Below are 16,954 nucleotides of genomic sequence, written 5' to 3' on the forward strand. Positions count from 1 at the left end.
AAAAGACCAAGGGAAAAATTGCACCATATATTTCCCCCTGGTCTTTTGTATTTGAAAATAATTTTGCAGTCAATGGTAAAACACAGGTGCGCTACTGGAGTATTTATTTTTATTGCTTAGCGGGAATTTTAACTCTAAAAATGACACCTTTTGGTTTTAAATCATGCACCGAAATTTTCCCGTGGTGATCTTTAACGATTTGCCAAGCGATAGAAAGTCCCAAACCAAAACCACCGCTATTTTTGTTGCGGGAACGTTCTTCGCGATAAAAGCGTTCAAAAATTTGTTTTTTGTCTTCATCATGAATGGTTGCGCCAGTGTTGCGGACTTCCAAAAGCCAATCATCATGCGTAATTTGAGAAAGCACCGTAATTTTATCGCCACTTTTTGTATATTTTAAAGCATTATCTAACAGAATAACCAAAAGTTGGTGAATTCTTTTTTCATCAACGGTAACTGGAATTGCGGCGTAATTTTCTAATACAAAAATTTTCCCATCTAATTGCGCAATCTCTTGGAAAGGTTTTATTGATTGTGCCAGAAAAGGCTGGGGTGCTAGCTGCTTTAAAGTAAGTGTCGTTTCGTTTGCATCACTTCTGGCAATAGTTAGTAAATCAGTCGTAAGAGAATTCAGGCGTCTGGTTTCGTTGAGGGCTTGGGCGATAGGTTTAGACTCTTCTAAGATAGTGTGATTGGGTGTTGTAAACAACTTTTGCAAACTATTTTGAATAATTGTTAATGGTGTCCGTAACTCGTGGGAGGCATTTTCCACGAATTCTTGCTGCTTTTGCCAGGCGAGCAGAATGGGCGCCATATTTTTCTTTGAAATAAAATAGCTGACTGCTAAAGATAACAGCCAAAATAAAATCATACACATAATCAATACCGTTTTGAAAGTCTGCAGCGATTCGTCGATTTGATCGGTATTTTCCAACAATTGTACATAGGCCACATTTTCTTTTGGCGTTGCTAATTTTCGCGTAATTGAACGGAAATGTAGCTGTTGCTGCCCGTTTTTTACAGTAATCCTTTCGATACTGTCTAATTTATTTTGCGTTAAAGTTAAATCTTGCAGCTCAGTAAAGCGCCCACCTAACGCCGCTTGATTTAAAATTTTCCCCTCAGCACTCCATAAGATCATTTGGGAATTAAAGCGATTGCTCCGGTTTTCCATTGGCGCAAAATCTGATTTTGGCATCAAAAAAGGATTACCTTCTTTGAGTCGTATAATTTCCATGGTGACACTGCGCTCATCTTGGCTAATATTTTTTAAAGATTCGTCTGTTTGTTTATAAGCAGAACTTTGTAATAACTGTAAAACAATAAAACCCAATAACAAGAAAATAAGGGCAAATGCGCCAGCATTTAATAAAAAAAATTGCCGGCGTTGCTTTTTGGATAGCTCTTTATTCATAATTTACTCCTATTCCTGCAGCAGGTAACCGACATTGCGCAACGTCTTGAAATCATCGGCTACGCCGGTTTTTTTTAGATGTTTGCGTAAATGGCTCATATAAACTTCCACAACTGTTAATGTCGTGTCGGAATCAAAGCCCCAAATGCGGTCGAAAATCTGTTCTTTAGTTAAAATGACGCCTTTATTTTGAATGAAATAAACGAGCAGCTCGAATTCCTTGCCTTGAATGGCTAAAGTTTCGTCTTTAAAAATAACTTGGTTACTTTGTAAATTGCAGGTGATGGGCCCATAATGCAGCAGATTTTCTTCGTATAAGCCAAGGGAGCGCTTAAGTAATGCTTTTACCCGTAACAATAATTCTTCGCGGTAAAAAGGCTTTGTCAAATAATCATCTGCTCCTTTTTGAAAGCCGGTAACTTTATCATCAATGCCGTCTTTTGCCGTTAAAATCAAAACAGGCGTTTGAATGTTTTGACGGCGCAGTTGCGCCAATAATTCGTAACCGTTAATTTCTGGCAACATTAAGTCTAATAAAATTAAATCGTAAATATTACTTTGGGCTTCAAATAAGCCAATCTCCCCATCAAAAGCTTGTGTTACTTCACCTAAGGGCTGAATAATTTCTTTGATATTATCTGATAATGTGTGTTCATCTTCGACTATAAGTAACTTCAACATACACTTCACCTCAGCTTCATTTTACCATGCTCCTCCTAAATGAAACTTAAACTTTCTCTTTGCTATTAAAAATAGTTTTTTTAGTGGTTTAAGCTGATTTTAAGCTGATAAAAATAGTCTGAAAAAACAAATAAAACCAACAGGAGGATTTGAAATGAATTTTTTAAAACGAGCTTACCAAAGTCTTTGGGCTAAAAAGGGGCGAAGTGTGTTATTAATCGCCGTTTTTTCAGCAATTTTGATTTTTGTTTTAGCTGGGTTAACAATTAAAAGTGCAGCTGAAGTTGCCAGTGAAAACGCCAAAAAAAGTATTGGTGCAACAGTCACGCTCACCACTAATCGCGCGGCGATGTTTCAAAAAAGTGAAGAAGAAGAGAGTAGCGAGACGTCAACTCGTCCTGACCCAGCCAGCTTTAATTTGACACCGGTAAATTTAGCGGATGCAAAAAAGATTGCCGCCCTTTCACAGGTGAAATCTTATTCTTTTGAAGTTAGCACCTCAGCGGCTAAAAGTACGGGGATTACGCCAATTTCAAGTGAAGCTGATCAAGCAGAAGATACAAGTAGTACGCAAAATTCAGAAAATGAAAGTATAAAAACTCCCGGTGGACAAATGCCGGCAAACATGGGGCAGATGGATCAAGGAGACTTTCAAATTACAGGTGTTTTGGCGAGTGATTCTTACAGTACGTTTGCAGCAGGTACTGCCAAAATTACGTCAGGTACTGCATTGTCTGAAAAAGATGAAGGCAGTAACGATGTCTTAATTGAATCTTCCTTAGCTAGTGCCAATGATTTAACTGTTGGGGATACCTTTAAAATTAAAAATAGTGAAGATAAAGATGTAACCGTCAAAGTAAAAGGTATTTATGAAACGAGTGATAGTGGTACGAGTATGGGGATGCGTTTTAATTTTATGAATCCTGCCAATACGATTTTTTCTTCTTATACTTTAGCTAATAGTTTAAAAGGCAGCACTAGTGCAGATACAATCGATTCGGCCGTTTACAATTTGGCTGACCCTAAAGAAATGACGAAATTTGTCAAAAAAGCGAATCAATTGATCGATACAGATACCTATAGCTTACAAACAAACGACCAAATGTATCAACAAATGCTACAACCTTTGAACAATGTTTCAGATTTTGCAAAAAATATAATAGTGCTAGTAGTTGTGGCAGGTGTCATTATTCTAACTTTAATTGTTATGTTAACGATACGCGAACGACGTTATGAAATTGGTGTTTTACTATCTTTAGGAGAATCGCGCTTTAAAGTGATTTTGCAATTCTTTAGTGAAATTTTTGTCTGCATGATCTTTGCTTTGGTGATTGCAACATTTAGTGGGAATTTAGTTGGTAATGCAGTTGGAAATCAATTGTTGCAACAGCAAAATCAAACAACTGTCACAAATAATCAAGCATCAAGAACAAATGATCAAGGCAATCCACCCTCTGAGCAAAATGGTGGACCAGCTGGTGGTAAAATGGGCGAATTTGGCGCTAGAGGCGGTGGTTTTGGTAGTGTGATGCAAACTAGTGAAGAGGTTAAAGAATTGAAAATCAGTGTTTCTCCAACTGAAATTGCAAGTTTAGCAGCTATGGGCTTAGCAATCAGTCTGTTGGCCATTTTACTAGCCAGTGTCGGCATTTTACGCCTAAATCCTAAAAAGATTTTAGTTTCGTAAATCTAGTTTAAAAATTGAAGGAGGAATAATCAATGACACTAACAACAGAAAATTTGGGCTATTGGTATGAACCAGATGGCCCTTTGTTTGAAAATGTAAATCTGAGTTTTGAGTCAGGAAAGCTCTATGGAATTTTAGGAAGCAGTGGTTCTGGAAAAACGACTTTTCTTTCGCTTTTGACAGGTCTTGATACACCAAAAGCAGGAGCTATTTTGTATAAAGGACAGTCTTTAAAAGAAATTGGCTTACAGGAATATCGTCGCAAAGATGTCTCAATTGTTTTTCAGGCTTATAATTTATTGCCCTATATGTCAGCTTTGGATAATGTTTTGACAGCAATGGAAATTGCAAAAACACAACAAAGTGATCCCAAGGCCTATGCCTTAGCCAATTTGGCGCAAGTCGGGATTACTAGTGATTTAGCGGCTAAAAAAGTAACCCAGCTTTCAGGGGGGCAACAACAGCGCGTTGCGATTGTTCGCGCGCTATGTTGTGACCATGAACTGATCGTTGCCGATGAGCCCACTGGCAATTTAGATGAAACAACGTCAAAAGAAATCGTCGCATTGTTTGAAAAAATTGCCCATGAACAAAATAAATGTATTATTTTAGTCACACATGAGCAGGAAGTAGCCGCTAGTTGTGATGCCGTTTACGAGTTGAAAAATAAAGTTTTTCAGCTTATTTAAATCATTATCGCCAAGTTTTATTAAGATGGGCAACAAAAAATGCTTTTTAAAATATTTTTCACTCTTCATTATTGCGTAAAGAAAAACACGGCGCCAAATGCTTTTCTTATTTGCTAAAACGCGTGTTGTGCTTCATACTAAAACTGACGTAGTATGAAAAAAGGGGAATGAAAATGCGTTTTGTAGTGGATGGCGACGGTTCGCCAGTAAAAAAAGAAGTAATTGGACTGGCGGAAAAATATCAGGTGCCAGTACTCATTGTGACCAGTGTTGATCACTATACAACTGAAACGTATCCAAATTTTGTCCGGTTCATTTATGTGGACAAAGGAGCTGACAGTGCAGATTATCGGATTGTCAAAGAAATCAACGCAGATGACTGGGTGATTACGCAAGACTTTGGCTTAGCTTCTCTAGTCTTACCAAAAGGTGCCCGCGTGTTTCATCATAGCGGAAAAGAATATTTAGCTGCGACAATTGATCAATTGTTAGAACAACGCTATCTAGGCGCTAAATTAAGAAAAGCTGGTCAAAAGACAAAAGGACCAAAAGCTTTCACGAAAGAAGATCGCCAAGAATTTGTCGTAAAGATGGAAAGTTTATTGCAAGAAACGTTATAAAATAGGATTACAGCAGATGGGTGAAGGTATCTGTTGTAATCCTATTTTTGACTAGAAAGAATAGAAATTCATCATTTTTTAAAGCGGCGATAAAGATAGCTAAGTGACAATAATAAAATCGTGACAAAGGCCGCAATATAACCGAATAAGCCTAAATTGTCGACAAATTTTGGCTGAGCGTCAGGACTTGAAACGACTAACAGCGAAGAACTCAGAATAACTGCTGCTAAAACTAGAGCGACTACAATGCGATTGACCATGGCTTCAAGGCGGTCTAAAATTTGTTTTTGGTCGTTAATTTCTAAGTTGACACGACTCTTACCGTTGCTGACAGTATCCAGCGCATTACTAATTTTTTCAGGTAGTTTGGGTAAACTTCGTAAATTTTTAAAGAGGTTTAGGCCTTGTCTTTTGGCTTCTTCTTTTAAATCAAATTGTTTGAAAAAATATTTTTGCGCGAAATTTTGCAAAACTTCCATCATTGAAAGTTCAGGATCTAATTCTTCCACCACGCCTTCTAAGGTGCCAAAGGCTTTTATTAGCATAGTGACAGCTTGGTCCATTTGTAAATTATTAGCGTTACAAATGCCGATTACCTGACTGAGCACTTGTTGTAAATCGATTTCTTTTAAAGAAAGATGATAGTATTCCACTAAAAATTGTTCGAGCTCATCGTGAAAACGATACTCATCAAAAGGGCCTTCTTGACGACACAAGCGCAAAACAGCTTGTGCCACCGCAGCAGTATCTTGGGTGTAAAGGGCAATCACTGTATCCGTTAATTTACCTCGCAAGTTATCATCTAAATTGCCCATCATACCAAAATCCAAATAGACAACTCGGTATGGAGGAAGTTGGGTTTTTGTTTTCCAAGTTGCTTCAGATCCAAAAGGTCCAAACCGCCCGACTCTTTCCGTTGCTAAATTTTCAATATTGGGGTTTAGCAGCTGTAAAAAAAGATTTCCTGGGTGTGGGTCGGCGTGAAAAAAGCCATCTTCAAAAACTTGCTTCATGAAGGATTCAACCAAAAGTAAGCCAATCTTTTTCTTTAACGCTTGGTTGCTAACATTTTCGTAGGCTATCTCATTTTTTGGTGCTTCTAGCAAGTAACGCAGACTTTTGCCGGACATAAATTCTAAAACGATGACTTTTTTCGTGCAGTACTCAGGAAAAACTTGTGGGACCTTTACTTCATGCCAATCGTTGTTGTTTTTATAAAAACGCGCAGCATTTTTACTTTCTTTTAAAAAGTCCGTTTCATTATCAAGGGAAGTTTTGACTTCGCGTAAAACACTGCGTAAATCAATGACTTTTGTTTCAGGAATTTTGGCAAATAAAGGGATAGCCTTTTCAAATAAGGCTAAATCAACATTGATGGCTGAAATAATACCGGGGTGCTGGACTTTAACGACAACTTTTTGACCGCTTTTTAAAGTTGCGCGATGGGCTTGCCCGATTGAAGCAGAAGCAAAAGCTTGCTCTTCAAATTCAGTGAAAATATCAGAGATAGCAAGTTCCCATTCAGACTCCAACAGTGCTTTTACTTCGCTGAAGTCATCGCTTTTGACGTTGTCTTGCAAGCTCTTAAAGGCTTTGATATAGGCAGGTGAAAGTAAATCGGTCCGCACCGATAGCATTTGTCCGATTTTGATAAAAGTTGGCCCTAATTCTTCAAACGCAGTTCTAACAGCGTCTGGATTTTTTTGTTGGCTGAAATTTTGAATAACTTTATATTTGGTGAAAATTTTGACAATCATCTGGAGTCTTTTTTTCTTAGACACTTCTTGACTCATTTTGACACCTCCTAAGTCTTGCTCACAAGTGGCGTGCTTTTTCTTCTATGGTACTGTTTAAAAGCTTTGGTGACAAATAATTCAACTAAAAAAGCATTTTACTCAGTATTTAAAAAGCATTTTACAAATCGACTTCAAAAATAGCTGACAGCTACTTTTGAAATATTATGTCGCGAAAGGCTTTTTTGTGCTAAAATGTGAGAGATAAAAAAGATGTGAGTTGATCACGGGAGGAAATACTTTTGAAAATCGTATTATTATATGGCGGTCGCAGTGCCGAGCACGATGTCTCAATTCTTTCAGCTTATTCAGTGCTGAATGCTATCTACTACGACTACTATCAAGTCCAACTAGTTTTCATCACAAAAGATGGCAAGTGGGTCAAAGGACCGTTGCTGACGGAAAAGCCAAAAAATGAATCAGTTCTTAATTTAACTTGGGATACAAAAGATGCAACAGGTGAAATTATTTCACCAAGTACCATCAAAGAAGATGATGCAGTTGTCTTTCCATTATTACATGGGCCAAATGGCGAAGATGGAACAATTCAAGGTTTCTTAGAAACGATTGATATGCCTTATATTGGGGCTGGGGTTTTAACTAGTGCTTGTGGCATGGACAAAATTATGACGAAATATATTTTGCAGGCTGCAGGTATTCCGCAAGTTCCTTATGTTCCTGTTTTGAAAAACTTATGGAAAGAAAATCCAAAGCAAATTTTTGAACAATGTGAAGGCACCTTGTTATATCCAATGTTTGTTAAACCAGCGAATATGGGTTCATCTGTAGGGATTTCAAAAGCTGAAAACAGAGAAGAATTGCAAAATGCTTTGCAAGAAGCCTATAAATACGATACCCGCGCAATTGTAGAACAAGGGATTGAAGCACGAGAAATTGAAGTCGCAATTTTAGGCAATGAAGATGTGCGGACAACTTTAGCCGGAGAAATTGTAAAAGATGTGGCTTTTTACGATTACAATTCTAAATATATCGACAATCAAATCGTAATGCAAATTCCAGCAGAAGTGACAGAAGATGTGCAAGAAAAAGCGCAAGAGTTCGCCAAAAAAGCCTATATTATGTTAGGTGGTAGCGGATTGTCTCGCTGTGACTTCTTCTTAACCAATAAAAATGAACTATTCTTAAATGAACTAAACACGATGCCAGGTTTTACCCAGTATAGTATGTATCCATCATTATGGGAAAAAATGGGCTTAAAATATGGTGATTTGATCGAAGAGTTGATTCAATTAGCATTAAAACGCTATAAACAACGGCAAAGCTTTTTAACCGACGTGAAATAAAGAAAAGGTGAGATGATTCTTTGCGAACATCTCACCTTTTTTGTTTTAATGCAAGAAGTTAGATTGTTTAAAATAAAGGTGCGTTTTATAGCGCTCATAAATATGGTTAGAACGGAGAATATAATGAATTTAACAGTTAAAGAAATTGCTGCTTTGTTTGGGCAAAATGAATTTCAGGAAGAAACACTTATTTCTAATATTGAATTTGATAGCCGTAAAATCACAACTGGTGGTTTATTTGTTCCTTTAGCAGGTGAGCGTGATGGGCATGACTTTGTCAATTTAGCCAAAGAAAACGGTGCGATTGCGACATTTTGGAGTCAGGAGCTCAATAAAGCACCAAAAGATATGATCGTTATTTTAGTTGCAGATGTTTTAGCTGCTTTTCAAACGTTAGCACAATATTATTTACAAAAAGTTAAGCCTAAAGTTGCGGCGATTACAGGAAGTAATGGTAAAACAACGACAAAAGATATGACAGCTGCGGTAATGGCGACCCAGTTTAAAACATACAAGACACAAGGAAACTATAACAATAATATCGGCATGCCTTATACTATTTTGCATATGCCAACAGACTGCGAAGTTTTAGTTTTAGAAATGGGAATGGATCATGCCGGTGAACTGACAGAATTGTCTTTGCTGGCACAGCCAGATGCAGCCGCAATTACCATTATCGGCGAAGCACACATTGAAAATCTTGGCTCGCGAGCTGGGATTGCTAAAGCAAAAATGGAAATTACAGCGGGGCTAAAAAGAGACGGCTTATTGGTTGTCCCAGCAGATGAAGAGCTATTAACACCATTAGTTTCTGATCTAACGCAAAAAGTTGTAACGTTTGGCTTAAGTGCCGGTGATTTAACCGCTACAATTACCAAAGAAGATAAAACAAAAACGACTTTTATGGTTGCCGATAAAGAATATAGTATTCCAGTGATTGGTGGCTATAATGTCAAAAATGCATTAATTGCCTATGCGTTGGGAGAGTATTTTGGTGTCTCACAACAAAATATCAAACAAGGCTTAGCAGAATTCCAATTAACAAAAAATCGGACAGAATGGCTAGCTGCAAAAAACGGTGCACAGATTTTAAGTGATGTATACAATGCCAACCCAACTGCGATGGGCTTGGTACTGGACACAGTAGCCAACCTAAATACAGCGGGACGAAAATTAGCAGTTTTAGCCGATATGTTAGAATTAGGACCGGATTCACCAACCATGCATGCGCGTATGGCAAATCATATCGATGATCGCTTTAATGTCATTTTTCTGTATGGTAGTGAGATGAAAGCTTTATTTAACGCTTTAACTAAAAAAGATAGCCAACTAATGGTTTATCATTTTGATAAAGAAAATAAAGCCCAACTAATAAAATTGGTTCAAGCTGAACTACAACCGACAGATACGATTGTTTTAAAAGGGAGTAACGGAATGGGATTAACAGAAGTTGTATCAGCTCTAATGTAACCATAAAAAGCAAACAGTTTGGAGTATGACTGTTTGCTTTTTTATATTATGGATGAAAATTGAAAACTTGCTGAAAGTTTCATTCTGTGTTAAAATGACGCGATACCGAAAATCAAGGGTAAAGTGAGACTCACTTTTTGAAGTTAAGAGGACGGTACAAAAGTAGACAATGAATAAGCGAAAAAGCATAGTTCTATGCTTGATGAAGAAATTTAGCTTTTTGATTGTGCCTCTTTTGGCCTTCCTCTTTTGCTATTTGGCAGCAGGCTGCCGAGAGTTATTTTCGGTAGAGGGGCATCAAATACTATAGATAAGAAACACATCTCAAGGAGGAAACTTTTGAAATTTAACGAACTTAATTTATCACCTGAATTATTGCAATCTGTCGAGCGGGCCGGCTTTGAAGAAGCAACTCCAATCCAAGAAGCAACAATTCCTTTAGCACTAGCAGGTCGCGATGTAATCGGCCAAGCACAAACCGGTACTGGTAAAACAGCGGCGTTTGGTCTACCGATGTTAGAAAAAATTGATACAAATAACCACACATTGCAAGGACTTGTTATTGCACCTACTCGTGAGCTTGCGATTCAAACGCAAGAAGAATTGTACCGTCTAGGACGAGACAAAAAAATCCGCGTCCAAGCTGTATACGGTGGCGCCGATATTGGCCGTCAAATTCGCGGCTTAAAAGATCGTCCCCATATTGTTGTTGGGACACCTGGTCGGATGCTTGACCACATTAACCGTCACACATTGAAATTAGGAACTGTTCGCACATTAGTCTTAGACGAAGCTGACGAAATGTTGAACATGGGCTTTTTAGAAGATATTGAAAAAATTATCTCTCAAGTTCCTGAAGAACGCCAAACATTACTATTTTCTGCTACGATGCCCCCAGCTATTAAAAATATTGGCGTAAAATTCATGAAAAATCCTGAACACGTTCAAATTAAAGCCAAAGAAATGACAGCTGATTTGATTGATCAATATTATGTTCGGGCCAAAGATTTTGAAAAATTTGATGTAATGACGCGCTTATTAGATGTTCAAACACCAGAACTTGCGATCGTTTTCGGACGCACGAAACGTCGTGTTGATGAATTGGCACGTGGCCTAGAAGCGCGGGGTTACCGTGCTGAAGGTATCCATGGTGATTTGTCACAACAAAAACGGATGAGTGTTTTACGCGCTTTTAAATCAGGCCAATTGGATATTTTAGTTGCGACTGACGTTGCTGCTCGCGGTTTGGATATTTCCGGTGTAACCCATGTTTACAACTACGATATCCCACAAGATCCAGAAAGCTATGTTCACCGTATCGGCCGTACTGGTCGTGCCGGTAAAGGCGGAATGTCAGTAACTTTTGTAACGCCAAATGAAATGAGCTACTTGCACGTTATTGAAAACTTAACGAAAAAACGGATGTCACCATTACGTCCACCAACCGAAAAAGAAGCTTTCAAAGGTCAACTAGGTGCTGCGGTACAACAAGTTGAAGATGGGTTGAAAGAAAACGGTTTGGAACGTTACATGACTACAGCAGAAAAATTAATTGAAGGCTATGATCCAGAAGTTTTAGTCGCTTTATTGCTAAAAACTATCGCAAAAGATCCAGCTGATGCTGTACCGGTTAAAATTACACCAGAACGTCCTTTACCAAGTGGTAAAAAAGGCTTCAATAAAAATGGTCGTCGCAGTGGTGGTGGCGGTAGCAACAATCGCAATCGTAAAGATGGCGGGAACTACCGTAACAAAAATAAAAATAGCCACTATAACAAAGAAGGCCAAAAACGCAACGATCGCCGGCGCGATGACCGTCGTCAAAATGACGGTGGTGGAAAACGCAGCTTTGTTATTCGCAACAATCAAGATTAATACTTGTACATGCAGCGAGTCACTTTCTAGTGATTCGCTGTTTTTTATTATCTAAAGAGGCAGGCTTTTTTTTGTGCAAAAAGGTCTTAGTGTAAAATAACGTTTTTTTATAGAAATATAGTTCAGGTGGCTTTTTTACACTATTTCTTAACAATAATATAAATTTTTATATAGTAAATATTTTCATTTTTATTTCAAAAAAGGGTTTACATAGCGTAGGAGTTTGCGTTACGCTTGAGTTTGAATAAATTTCACTTTATAAAACTTCGTTACAGCTTTTTGAAAGATGTGAAGTCTTTTAATGGTTTTTCTCGTAACATTTGGTAGAATGAGACTAGCAAAAAACATCTTTTGAAACGGCTTGAAAATTGTAATGTAGGAGTTTGCAAATGATAAAAGGAATTGGCATCGACGCGGTTGAGTTAAGTCGAATTAGAAAAATTATTACAGATAAGCCACAATTTGCTAGTCGGGTGTTAACACCAAAAGAATTAGCGATTTTTCAGCAATTGTCTTTTAAACGGCAGGTTGAATTTTTAGGCGGCCGCTATGCTTGTAAAGAAGCATTTTCAAAAGCATGGGGTACAGGTATAGGAAAAGTAACTTTTCAAGAACTAGAGATTCTGCCAGATGAATTAGGGGCGCCCAAAATGACCGCTTCTCCTTATATTGGGCAAGTATTTGTTAGTATTACCCACACAGATGAAACAGCATTTGCGCAAATCTTATTAGCAGAGTAATTTTTGTTTGAAGATAGAAAGAAGGAAAAACCGTGGTTACATCGATTCACCGTCCGACAAAAGCGATTATAAATTTAAATGCAATTGTAAAAAATATTCAAAATATCTTGCAGCAATTACCGCAAACTACAAATCTTTTTGCAGTAGTTAAAGCAGATGGATATGGTCATGGTGCCACAGCAGTAGCTCATGCCGCATTAAAAGGTGGCGCCAGTGGTTTTTGTGTCGCAACGATTGATGAGGGCATTGAATTACGTGAAGCAGGCATTACCCAGCCAATTTTAGTTTTAGGATTGGTGGAGATTAGTTATCTTCAGCTATTAAGTGAATACGATTTGGCTTTTCCAGTTGCGACGGTAGAGTGGCTACAGGAGGCTTTTGAAATGCTTCAGGTAGAACAATTGCCACGACCGTTGAAAATACATTTAAAAGTTGATACGGGCATGGGACGGATTGGATTTTTAGCTCCTGAAAGTGTCAATGAGGCCGTTCGTTTAATGGAAGCGATACCGCAAATGAAGTGGGAAGGGATTTTCACGCATTTTGCTACTGCAGATCAAGCAGATAAAACGTATTATGAAACCCAAAAAAATCGTTTTTTAGCGGTTTTAGAGAACTTACCCTATCAACCTCGTTATGTCCATGATAGTAATAGCGCAACAGCATTATGGCATGAGCCAATTGGTAATTTAGTTCGTTATGGCGTGGCTTTATATGGGTTGAATCCTTCTGGACATACATTAACAGCACCTTATCAATTAGAGCCAGCTTTAGAATTAGTGTCTCAAATTGTTCAGGTGAAACAATTACCGACAGGAAGCGGCATTGGTTACGGTGAAACGTATATTACACCCCAGGCAGAGTGGATTGGAACTATTCCAATTGGATATGCTGATGGTTGGTTGCGAAAATTACAAGGATTTAGCGTTCTAGTTGACGGGAAATTTTGTGAAATTGTTGGTCGTGTATGCATGGATCAAATTATGGTTCGCTTACCTGGTGAAGTAGCTGTAGGCACAAAAGTAACGCTGGTTGGGAAAAATGGTGGAGAAGCGATCACACTTGAGGAAGTTGCAGAAAAATTAGAGACAATTCACTACGAAGTTGCTTGCGGTATTTCACCGCGGGTACCACGGGAATATATTGAATGAGGATGAGTTAAATGGTGAAACGCGGAGATATTTTCTTTGCTGATTTGTCACCGGTTGTTGGATCTGAACAAGGCGGCATTCGCCCAGTATTAATTATCCAAAACGATCGGGGCAATCATTTTAGTCCAACCGTAATTGTTGCAGCTATTACGGCTAAAATGGCAAAACCAAAGCTACCAACTCATGTCGGCATCAAGGCGGCAGAAAGTGGTATTAATAAAGATTCGGTAATTTTGTTAGAACAGATTCGCACGATTGACAAAAGCCGCTTAAAGGAAAAAGTCTGTGTGTTGGATTCTGTTACGATGAAAGCAGTGGATCGGGCATTACGTATCAGTGTCGGGCTGGCGGATTTAACGCCTGCTTTGCATCAGCAGGATACATAATTAAAAAGCTCTTCAACAAGTTCTGGCGCTTGTTGAAGAGCTTTTTATTGATGAGTAAATACTTGCGGGAGGACAAGTATTTTATTTGGATGCAAATACTACGAGATTGTGAATGTCATTAATACAAGCTTGCAAGGTAACTCTTTCACCGCCGCCAGTACCAATCATTTTATCCCAATAATCTGCGCCATCGCTTAGCCGATACGCTTCATCATCAACTTGGGTGATTTCATTAACAGTATAAGTGGTGACTTTACCATTTGCATCTGATATTCTAAACTGAGAGCCTATTGCAAGGGTGAAAATTACATCGAAGGCACCAGGGTTATGAGCAATAATGTGAGTATTTAAACCATCGTCGCCAGATTGAACGGCAGCACCGCCCCATGTAGCTGCACGACTGTGGTCGGCATCAATTATCGCTTGTCCGCTACCTTGTCCGGCATTTTGATAGTTGATAAATTTTCCGTTAATTTCCAATTGCATGGGTTGAATTGTGGCAGGAGCAGCTGGAGCAGAATTTTGACTTGAGTTACTTGTATTTGCTGTTTGATTATTATTTTGCGAATTATTGTTAACGTTTTCTTTTGGTGCTGCCTCATTTTTAGTTTCATTTGTATTTGAACTAGTTTGGTCTGAAACTGTGTTTTGTTGCGTGTTTTCAACTTGTGCTGCCATTTCTTGTTCTTTAGCGGCTTTTTCTTCAGCCTCTTTTTTAGCAGCAGCTTCTTTTTTAGCCTGTTCCTCTTTGGCTTTTTTTTCAGCCTCAGCTTTGGCTTTTTCTTCAGCTGCAGTGTCAACGACATTAACGATAATTTGTTTTGTACTGGTATTGCCAAGTTCATCTTTAGCAGTTAGTAAGACCGGCGTAACACCGACAACTGAGGTATCTACGGGTGTTTGAACTTCCAAAGTAGGATTTTCGTCTTGATCGTCGGTTACTGTAAAGTGGTCCGCAGGATTGAAACTTGTTCCTCGTTCTAATGTGATGGCAGCATCACCTGTGATTGTTGGTGCAATGATGTCACTTGGTGTTTGTGCTGCTGCCGAGTTGCTACCGTATGTAGTGCCAGAAGTATAAAAGTCAAAAGCAAGAAATGCAACAAGAGCGCCTAAACAAAGGATGATTAATTTTGTTGCCCTTTTATTCCATAATTTCTTTAACATAGTCGTTCCCCCCATTACTATGTTTCCGTAGGTGACAAATCTGAATTTTACTGTGACTTGTTCTTTACACTCTTAGATTAACGAGAATTAAGGCAAAAGTTAAATAAATTTCACAATAGATAACACTTTATATTTTTATGGCGTTAAGAAAGCCTTAGAGGTTAGCGGTTTTTCAAAAATCATTCATAAATTTCCTTTTTGTGAAAAAAACTGGAGTAATGAAAATTAATAAATAAAAAGTTCAGAATAATTCCCGCATTAACTACTTATATGTTAAAATAAAATTAAAAAAATGGCAAGTTGGTGAGATAGATGAGATTGTTATTGAATACAGCCATGAAAAGACGTTTATATTTAATTGAATTTTTAACGAAGCATCAACGCTGGTGGTCACTAGAAGAGGCTGCAGCTACATTAGAATGTTCAACCAAAACGTTAATAACGGACGTTAACTATATCAACGATGAATTAGAAGAATACCTTCATATTGATATTTCAAAAATGAAGGGAATCAAAGCACAGCCTGTACAGTCCAACAAGATTAATAACATTTATCAAAAAATTCTACAAGATTCCAATGAATTTCAATTTATTGAGGCGGTTTTTTTGAATCCTAATCGAGATGCTGAATATTGGATCAATAAATTGTTTCTAAGTGAAGCAACATTTTATCGTATGGTAAATAGTACGGCTAAAGCATTAAAGAGAAGGGGTTTAGTCTTAGAACGTAAACCATTTCGAATTACAGCTCCAGATGAGCGCTGGGTTCGCTTTTTTTACCAATCTTATTTTCTTGAAGCTTATGGGACTACTGAATGGCCTTTTGACTTGGAACGACAGCAGCTCGTTTGTTTTGTAATGCGGACTTCAACAGATTTTGATATTTTGTGGGATGATCATGAAATTATTGAACACGCATATTTATTAATGGTGACCATAATTCGTGCATCGCAAGGGTTTATGTTAAGTGAAGAGATTTACGCTGAACCGGATGATTTCTTGGATCGTTTAATCAAAAGTAATCGCAGTTATAGTGAAAAATTTGCTGTGACCAATTATAAGTTGGTTCCCATGTGGCACCGAGAAACAAGTCGGACAGTTTTTCACGAGTATTACAACTGGGCAAATCGTCAACAAGAATTTCGTATTCAAACGGCAATTGAACAGTTTTTACAACGCGTGTGTCAGGCAGTTGACTTTCCGCTAAATGAACGGGATGAAAAGAAGATCGTCCAGCAAATGATGGGACTTTATTCGACGTATTCCCTTTACCCTTATGATCGGGAAATCTTGCATAATCAAAGTCAAGAATATGCGCGTAATATTCAACGAATCTATCCAATCTTTTCTAAGATTGTCAGTGTGCACTTAAGAGAAATTGAAAAAGACTGTAATTTTCCTTGGGTACAAAAGACAGAAGCAGATGTGCGCTGCATTTTATTGAAAGAATGGGCTAATTTACCCTTGCAGTTGGAAAGTTTGCGACGTAGTCTAAGCATTTTAGTTGTTAGCCATAGAGGCGTGCGTCACGCAAAAATGTTGCGCTCCTTGCTAAAAGCGCCGTATGGAGATCGTTTTAAAATTGATTTATATAAAGAATCGCCTTTATTTGTTTCTACAGCGGAATTGGAGCACTTTGAAGATTATGACTTAGTTGTCACAAATGACCCAATTCATAACTATCAAAACGAAAATCTCATGATTGTAGATGACTATCTTTCAGAAGCAGACTGGGAAGTGCTGAATCGCCGCATCATTGCAATTCAAAAAGAAGCTTCTGATCGTTACTTAACCCAGCTTGACGCAAAAGACTTTCACTCAGGTCGCTCCGTTTATCCAAGTCGTCAGCCTAATGAACGAATTGCAACTTTTATTATGGATGAAGCATTGGATAATAAAAAACAACAATAAATTTGTTGAAATAATGAACTTGGCGTAAAAAGACACCTTGTAACCGCGGTTGGTTACAGGGTGTTT

At 38.1% G+C, this 16,954-nt stretch carries 14 protein-coding genes; 10 read left to right on the forward strand and 4 right to left on the reverse strand.

The annotated features are described in order from the left end of the window. Positions 1 to 109: 109 nt before the first annotated feature. Both K4422_RS11860 and K4422_RS11865 read right to left on the reverse strand, forming a co-directional pair. The gene (locus K4422_RS11860) at positions 110 to 1,414 is read right to left on the reverse strand and encodes a sensor histidine kinase (protein WP_230711249.1); all 1,305 of its coding nucleotides are present in this window, start codon (positions 1,412 to 1,414) and stop codon (positions 110 to 112) included. Positions 1,415 to 1,423: 9 nt separating this feature from the next. After that, the gene (locus K4422_RS11865; RefSeq protein WP_206903556.1) at positions 1,424 to 2,095 is read right to left on the reverse strand and encodes a response regulator transcription factor; all 672 of its coding nucleotides are present in this window, start codon (positions 2,093 to 2,095) and stop codon (positions 1,424 to 1,426) included. A gap of 154 nt (positions 2,096 to 2,249) precedes the next feature. Here K4422_RS11865 and K4422_RS11870 point away from each other — a divergent pair, with 154 nt between their 5' ends. The 3 genes from K4422_RS11870 (at position 2,250) to K4422_RS11880 (ending at position 5,091) form a co-directional block, all read left to right on the forward strand. Beyond that, positions 2,250 to 3,782: an ABC transporter permease gene (locus K4422_RS11870; protein ID WP_230711250.1), complete on the forward strand. Its 1,533-nt coding sequence runs from the start codon at positions 2,250 to 2,252 to the stop codon at positions 3,780 to 3,782. Positions 3,783 to 3,814: 32 nt separating this feature from the next. After that, positions 3,815 to 4,471, forward strand: coding sequence for an ABC transporter ATP-binding protein (locus K4422_RS11875; RefSeq protein WP_230711251.1), 657 nt, complete (start codon positions 3,815 to 3,817; stop codon positions 4,469 to 4,471). Between the two features lie 173 nt (positions 4,472 to 4,644). Further along, entirely contained in the window at positions 4,645 to 5,091 is a 447-nt protein-coding gene (locus K4422_RS11880) for a YaiI/YqxD family protein (protein WP_206903559.1), read from the forward strand. Between the two features lie 71 nt (positions 5,092 to 5,162). Here K4422_RS11880 and K4422_RS11885 read toward each other — a convergent pair whose 3' ends face one another. Further along, on the reverse strand, positions 5,163 to 6,884 hold the full coding sequence (locus K4422_RS11885; RefSeq protein ID WP_230711252.1) for an ABC1 kinase family protein: 1,722 nt from the start codon (positions 6,882 to 6,884) through the stop codon (positions 5,163 to 5,165). A gap of 242 nt (positions 6,885 to 7,126) precedes the next feature. On the opposite strand from K4422_RS11885, the gene K4422_RS11890 reads away from it, so the two are divergent. The 6 genes from K4422_RS11890 (at position 7,127) to K4422_RS11915 (ending at position 13,810) form a co-directional block, all read left to right on the forward strand. Next, entirely contained in the window at positions 7,127 to 8,188 is a 1,062-nt protein-coding gene (locus tag K4422_RS11890; RefSeq protein WP_206903561.1) for a D-alanine--D-alanine ligase, read from the forward strand. 123 nt (positions 8,189 to 8,311) lie between these two features. Further along, on the forward strand, positions 8,312 to 9,658 hold the full coding sequence (locus K4422_RS11895) for a UDP-N-acetylmuramoyl-tripeptide--D-alanyl-D-alanine ligase (RefSeq protein WP_230711253.1): 1,347 nt from the start codon (positions 8,312 to 8,314) through the stop codon (positions 9,656 to 9,658). A gap of 339 nt (positions 9,659 to 9,997) precedes the next feature. After that, on the forward strand, positions 9,998 to 11,533 hold the full coding sequence (gene cshA, locus K4422_RS11900) for a degradosome RNA helicase CshA (protein ID WP_206903566.1): 1,536 nt from the start codon (positions 9,998 to 10,000) through the stop codon (positions 11,531 to 11,533). A 389-nt stretch (positions 11,534 to 11,922) separates the two neighbouring features. Beyond that, a complete protein-coding gene (gene acpS, locus K4422_RS11905) occupies positions 11,923 to 12,273 on the forward strand; it encodes a holo-ACP synthase (RefSeq protein WP_230711254.1) in 351 nt (116 codons plus the stop codon). A 32-nt stretch (positions 12,274 to 12,305) separates the two neighbouring features. Beyond that, positions 12,306 to 13,424, forward strand: a complete 1,119-nt coding sequence (gene alr, locus K4422_RS11910; RefSeq protein WP_230711255.1) for an alanine racemase — start codon at positions 12,306 to 12,308, stop codon at positions 13,422 to 13,424. 11 nt (positions 13,425 to 13,435) lie between these two features. Next, the gene (locus K4422_RS11915) at positions 13,436 to 13,810 is read left to right on the forward strand and encodes a type II toxin-antitoxin system PemK/MazF family toxin (RefSeq protein ID WP_206903569.1); all 375 of its coding nucleotides are present in this window, start codon (positions 13,436 to 13,438) and stop codon (positions 13,808 to 13,810) included. An 81-nt stretch (positions 13,811 to 13,891) separates the two neighbouring features. On the opposite strand, the gene K4422_RS11920 is transcribed toward K4422_RS11915, so the two are convergent. Further along, on the reverse strand, positions 13,892 to 14,977 hold the full coding sequence (locus tag K4422_RS11920; protein ID WP_230711256.1) for a sortase domain-containing protein: 1,086 nt from the start codon (positions 14,975 to 14,977) through the stop codon (positions 13,892 to 13,894). 312 nt (positions 14,978 to 15,289) lie between these two features. Here K4422_RS11920 and K4422_RS11925 point away from each other — a divergent pair, with 312 nt between their 5' ends. Then, positions 15,290 to 16,888 (forward strand): helix-turn-helix domain-containing protein, encoded by a 1,599-nt coding sequence (locus K4422_RS11925; RefSeq protein ID WP_230711257.1) that lies wholly within the window; start codon positions 15,290 to 15,292, stop codon positions 16,886 to 16,888. Positions 16,889 to 16,954 lie beyond the last annotated feature (66 nt).

Origin of the sequence: Enterococcus sp. SMC-9, assembly GCF_021011285.1 — a bacterium.
Taxonomy (GTDB): Bacteria; Bacillota; Bacilli; order Lactobacillales; family Enterococcaceae; genus Enterococcus_C; species Enterococcus_C montenegrensis.

Coding starts and splice junctions, on each gene's coding strand:
- K4422_RS11885 (WP_230711252.1), bottom strand. CDS start 6,884: ATGAGTCAAGAAGTGTCTAAGAAAAAAAGACTCCAGATGATTGTCAAA.
- acpS (WP_230711254.1), top strand. CDS start 11,923: ATGATAAAAGGAATTGGCATCGACGCGGTTGAGTTAAGTCGAATTAGA.
- K4422_RS11920 (WP_230711256.1), bottom strand. CDS start 14,977: ATGTTAAAGAAATTATGGAATAAAAGGGCAACAAAATTAATCATCCTT.
- K4422_RS11865 (WP_206903556.1), bottom strand. CDS start 2,095: ATGTTGAAGTTACTTATAGTCGAAGATGAACACACATTATCAGATAAT.
- K4422_RS11870 (WP_230711250.1), top strand. CDS start 2,250: ATGAATTTTTTAAAACGAGCTTACCAAAGTCTTTGGGCTAAAAAGGGG.
- K4422_RS11895 (WP_230711253.1), top strand. CDS start 8,312: ATGAATTTAACAGTTAAAGAAATTGCTGCTTTGTTTGGGCAAAATGAA.
- K4422_RS11860 (WP_230711249.1), bottom strand. CDS start 1,414: ATGAATAAAGAGCTATCCAAAAAGCAACGCCGGCAATTTTTTTTATTA.
- K4422_RS11880 (WP_206903559.1), top strand. CDS start 4,645: ATGCGTTTTGTAGTGGATGGCGACGGTTCGCCAGTAAAAAAAGAAGTA.
- K4422_RS11915 (WP_206903569.1), top strand. CDS start 13,436: ATGGTGAAACGCGGAGATATTTTCTTTGCTGATTTGTCACCGGTTGTT.
- K4422_RS11875 (WP_230711251.1), top strand. CDS start 3,815: ATGACACTAACAACAGAAAATTTGGGCTATTGGTATGAACCAGATGGC.
- K4422_RS11925 (WP_230711257.1), top strand. CDS start 15,290: ATGAGATTGTTATTGAATACAGCCATGAAAAGACGTTTATATTTAATT.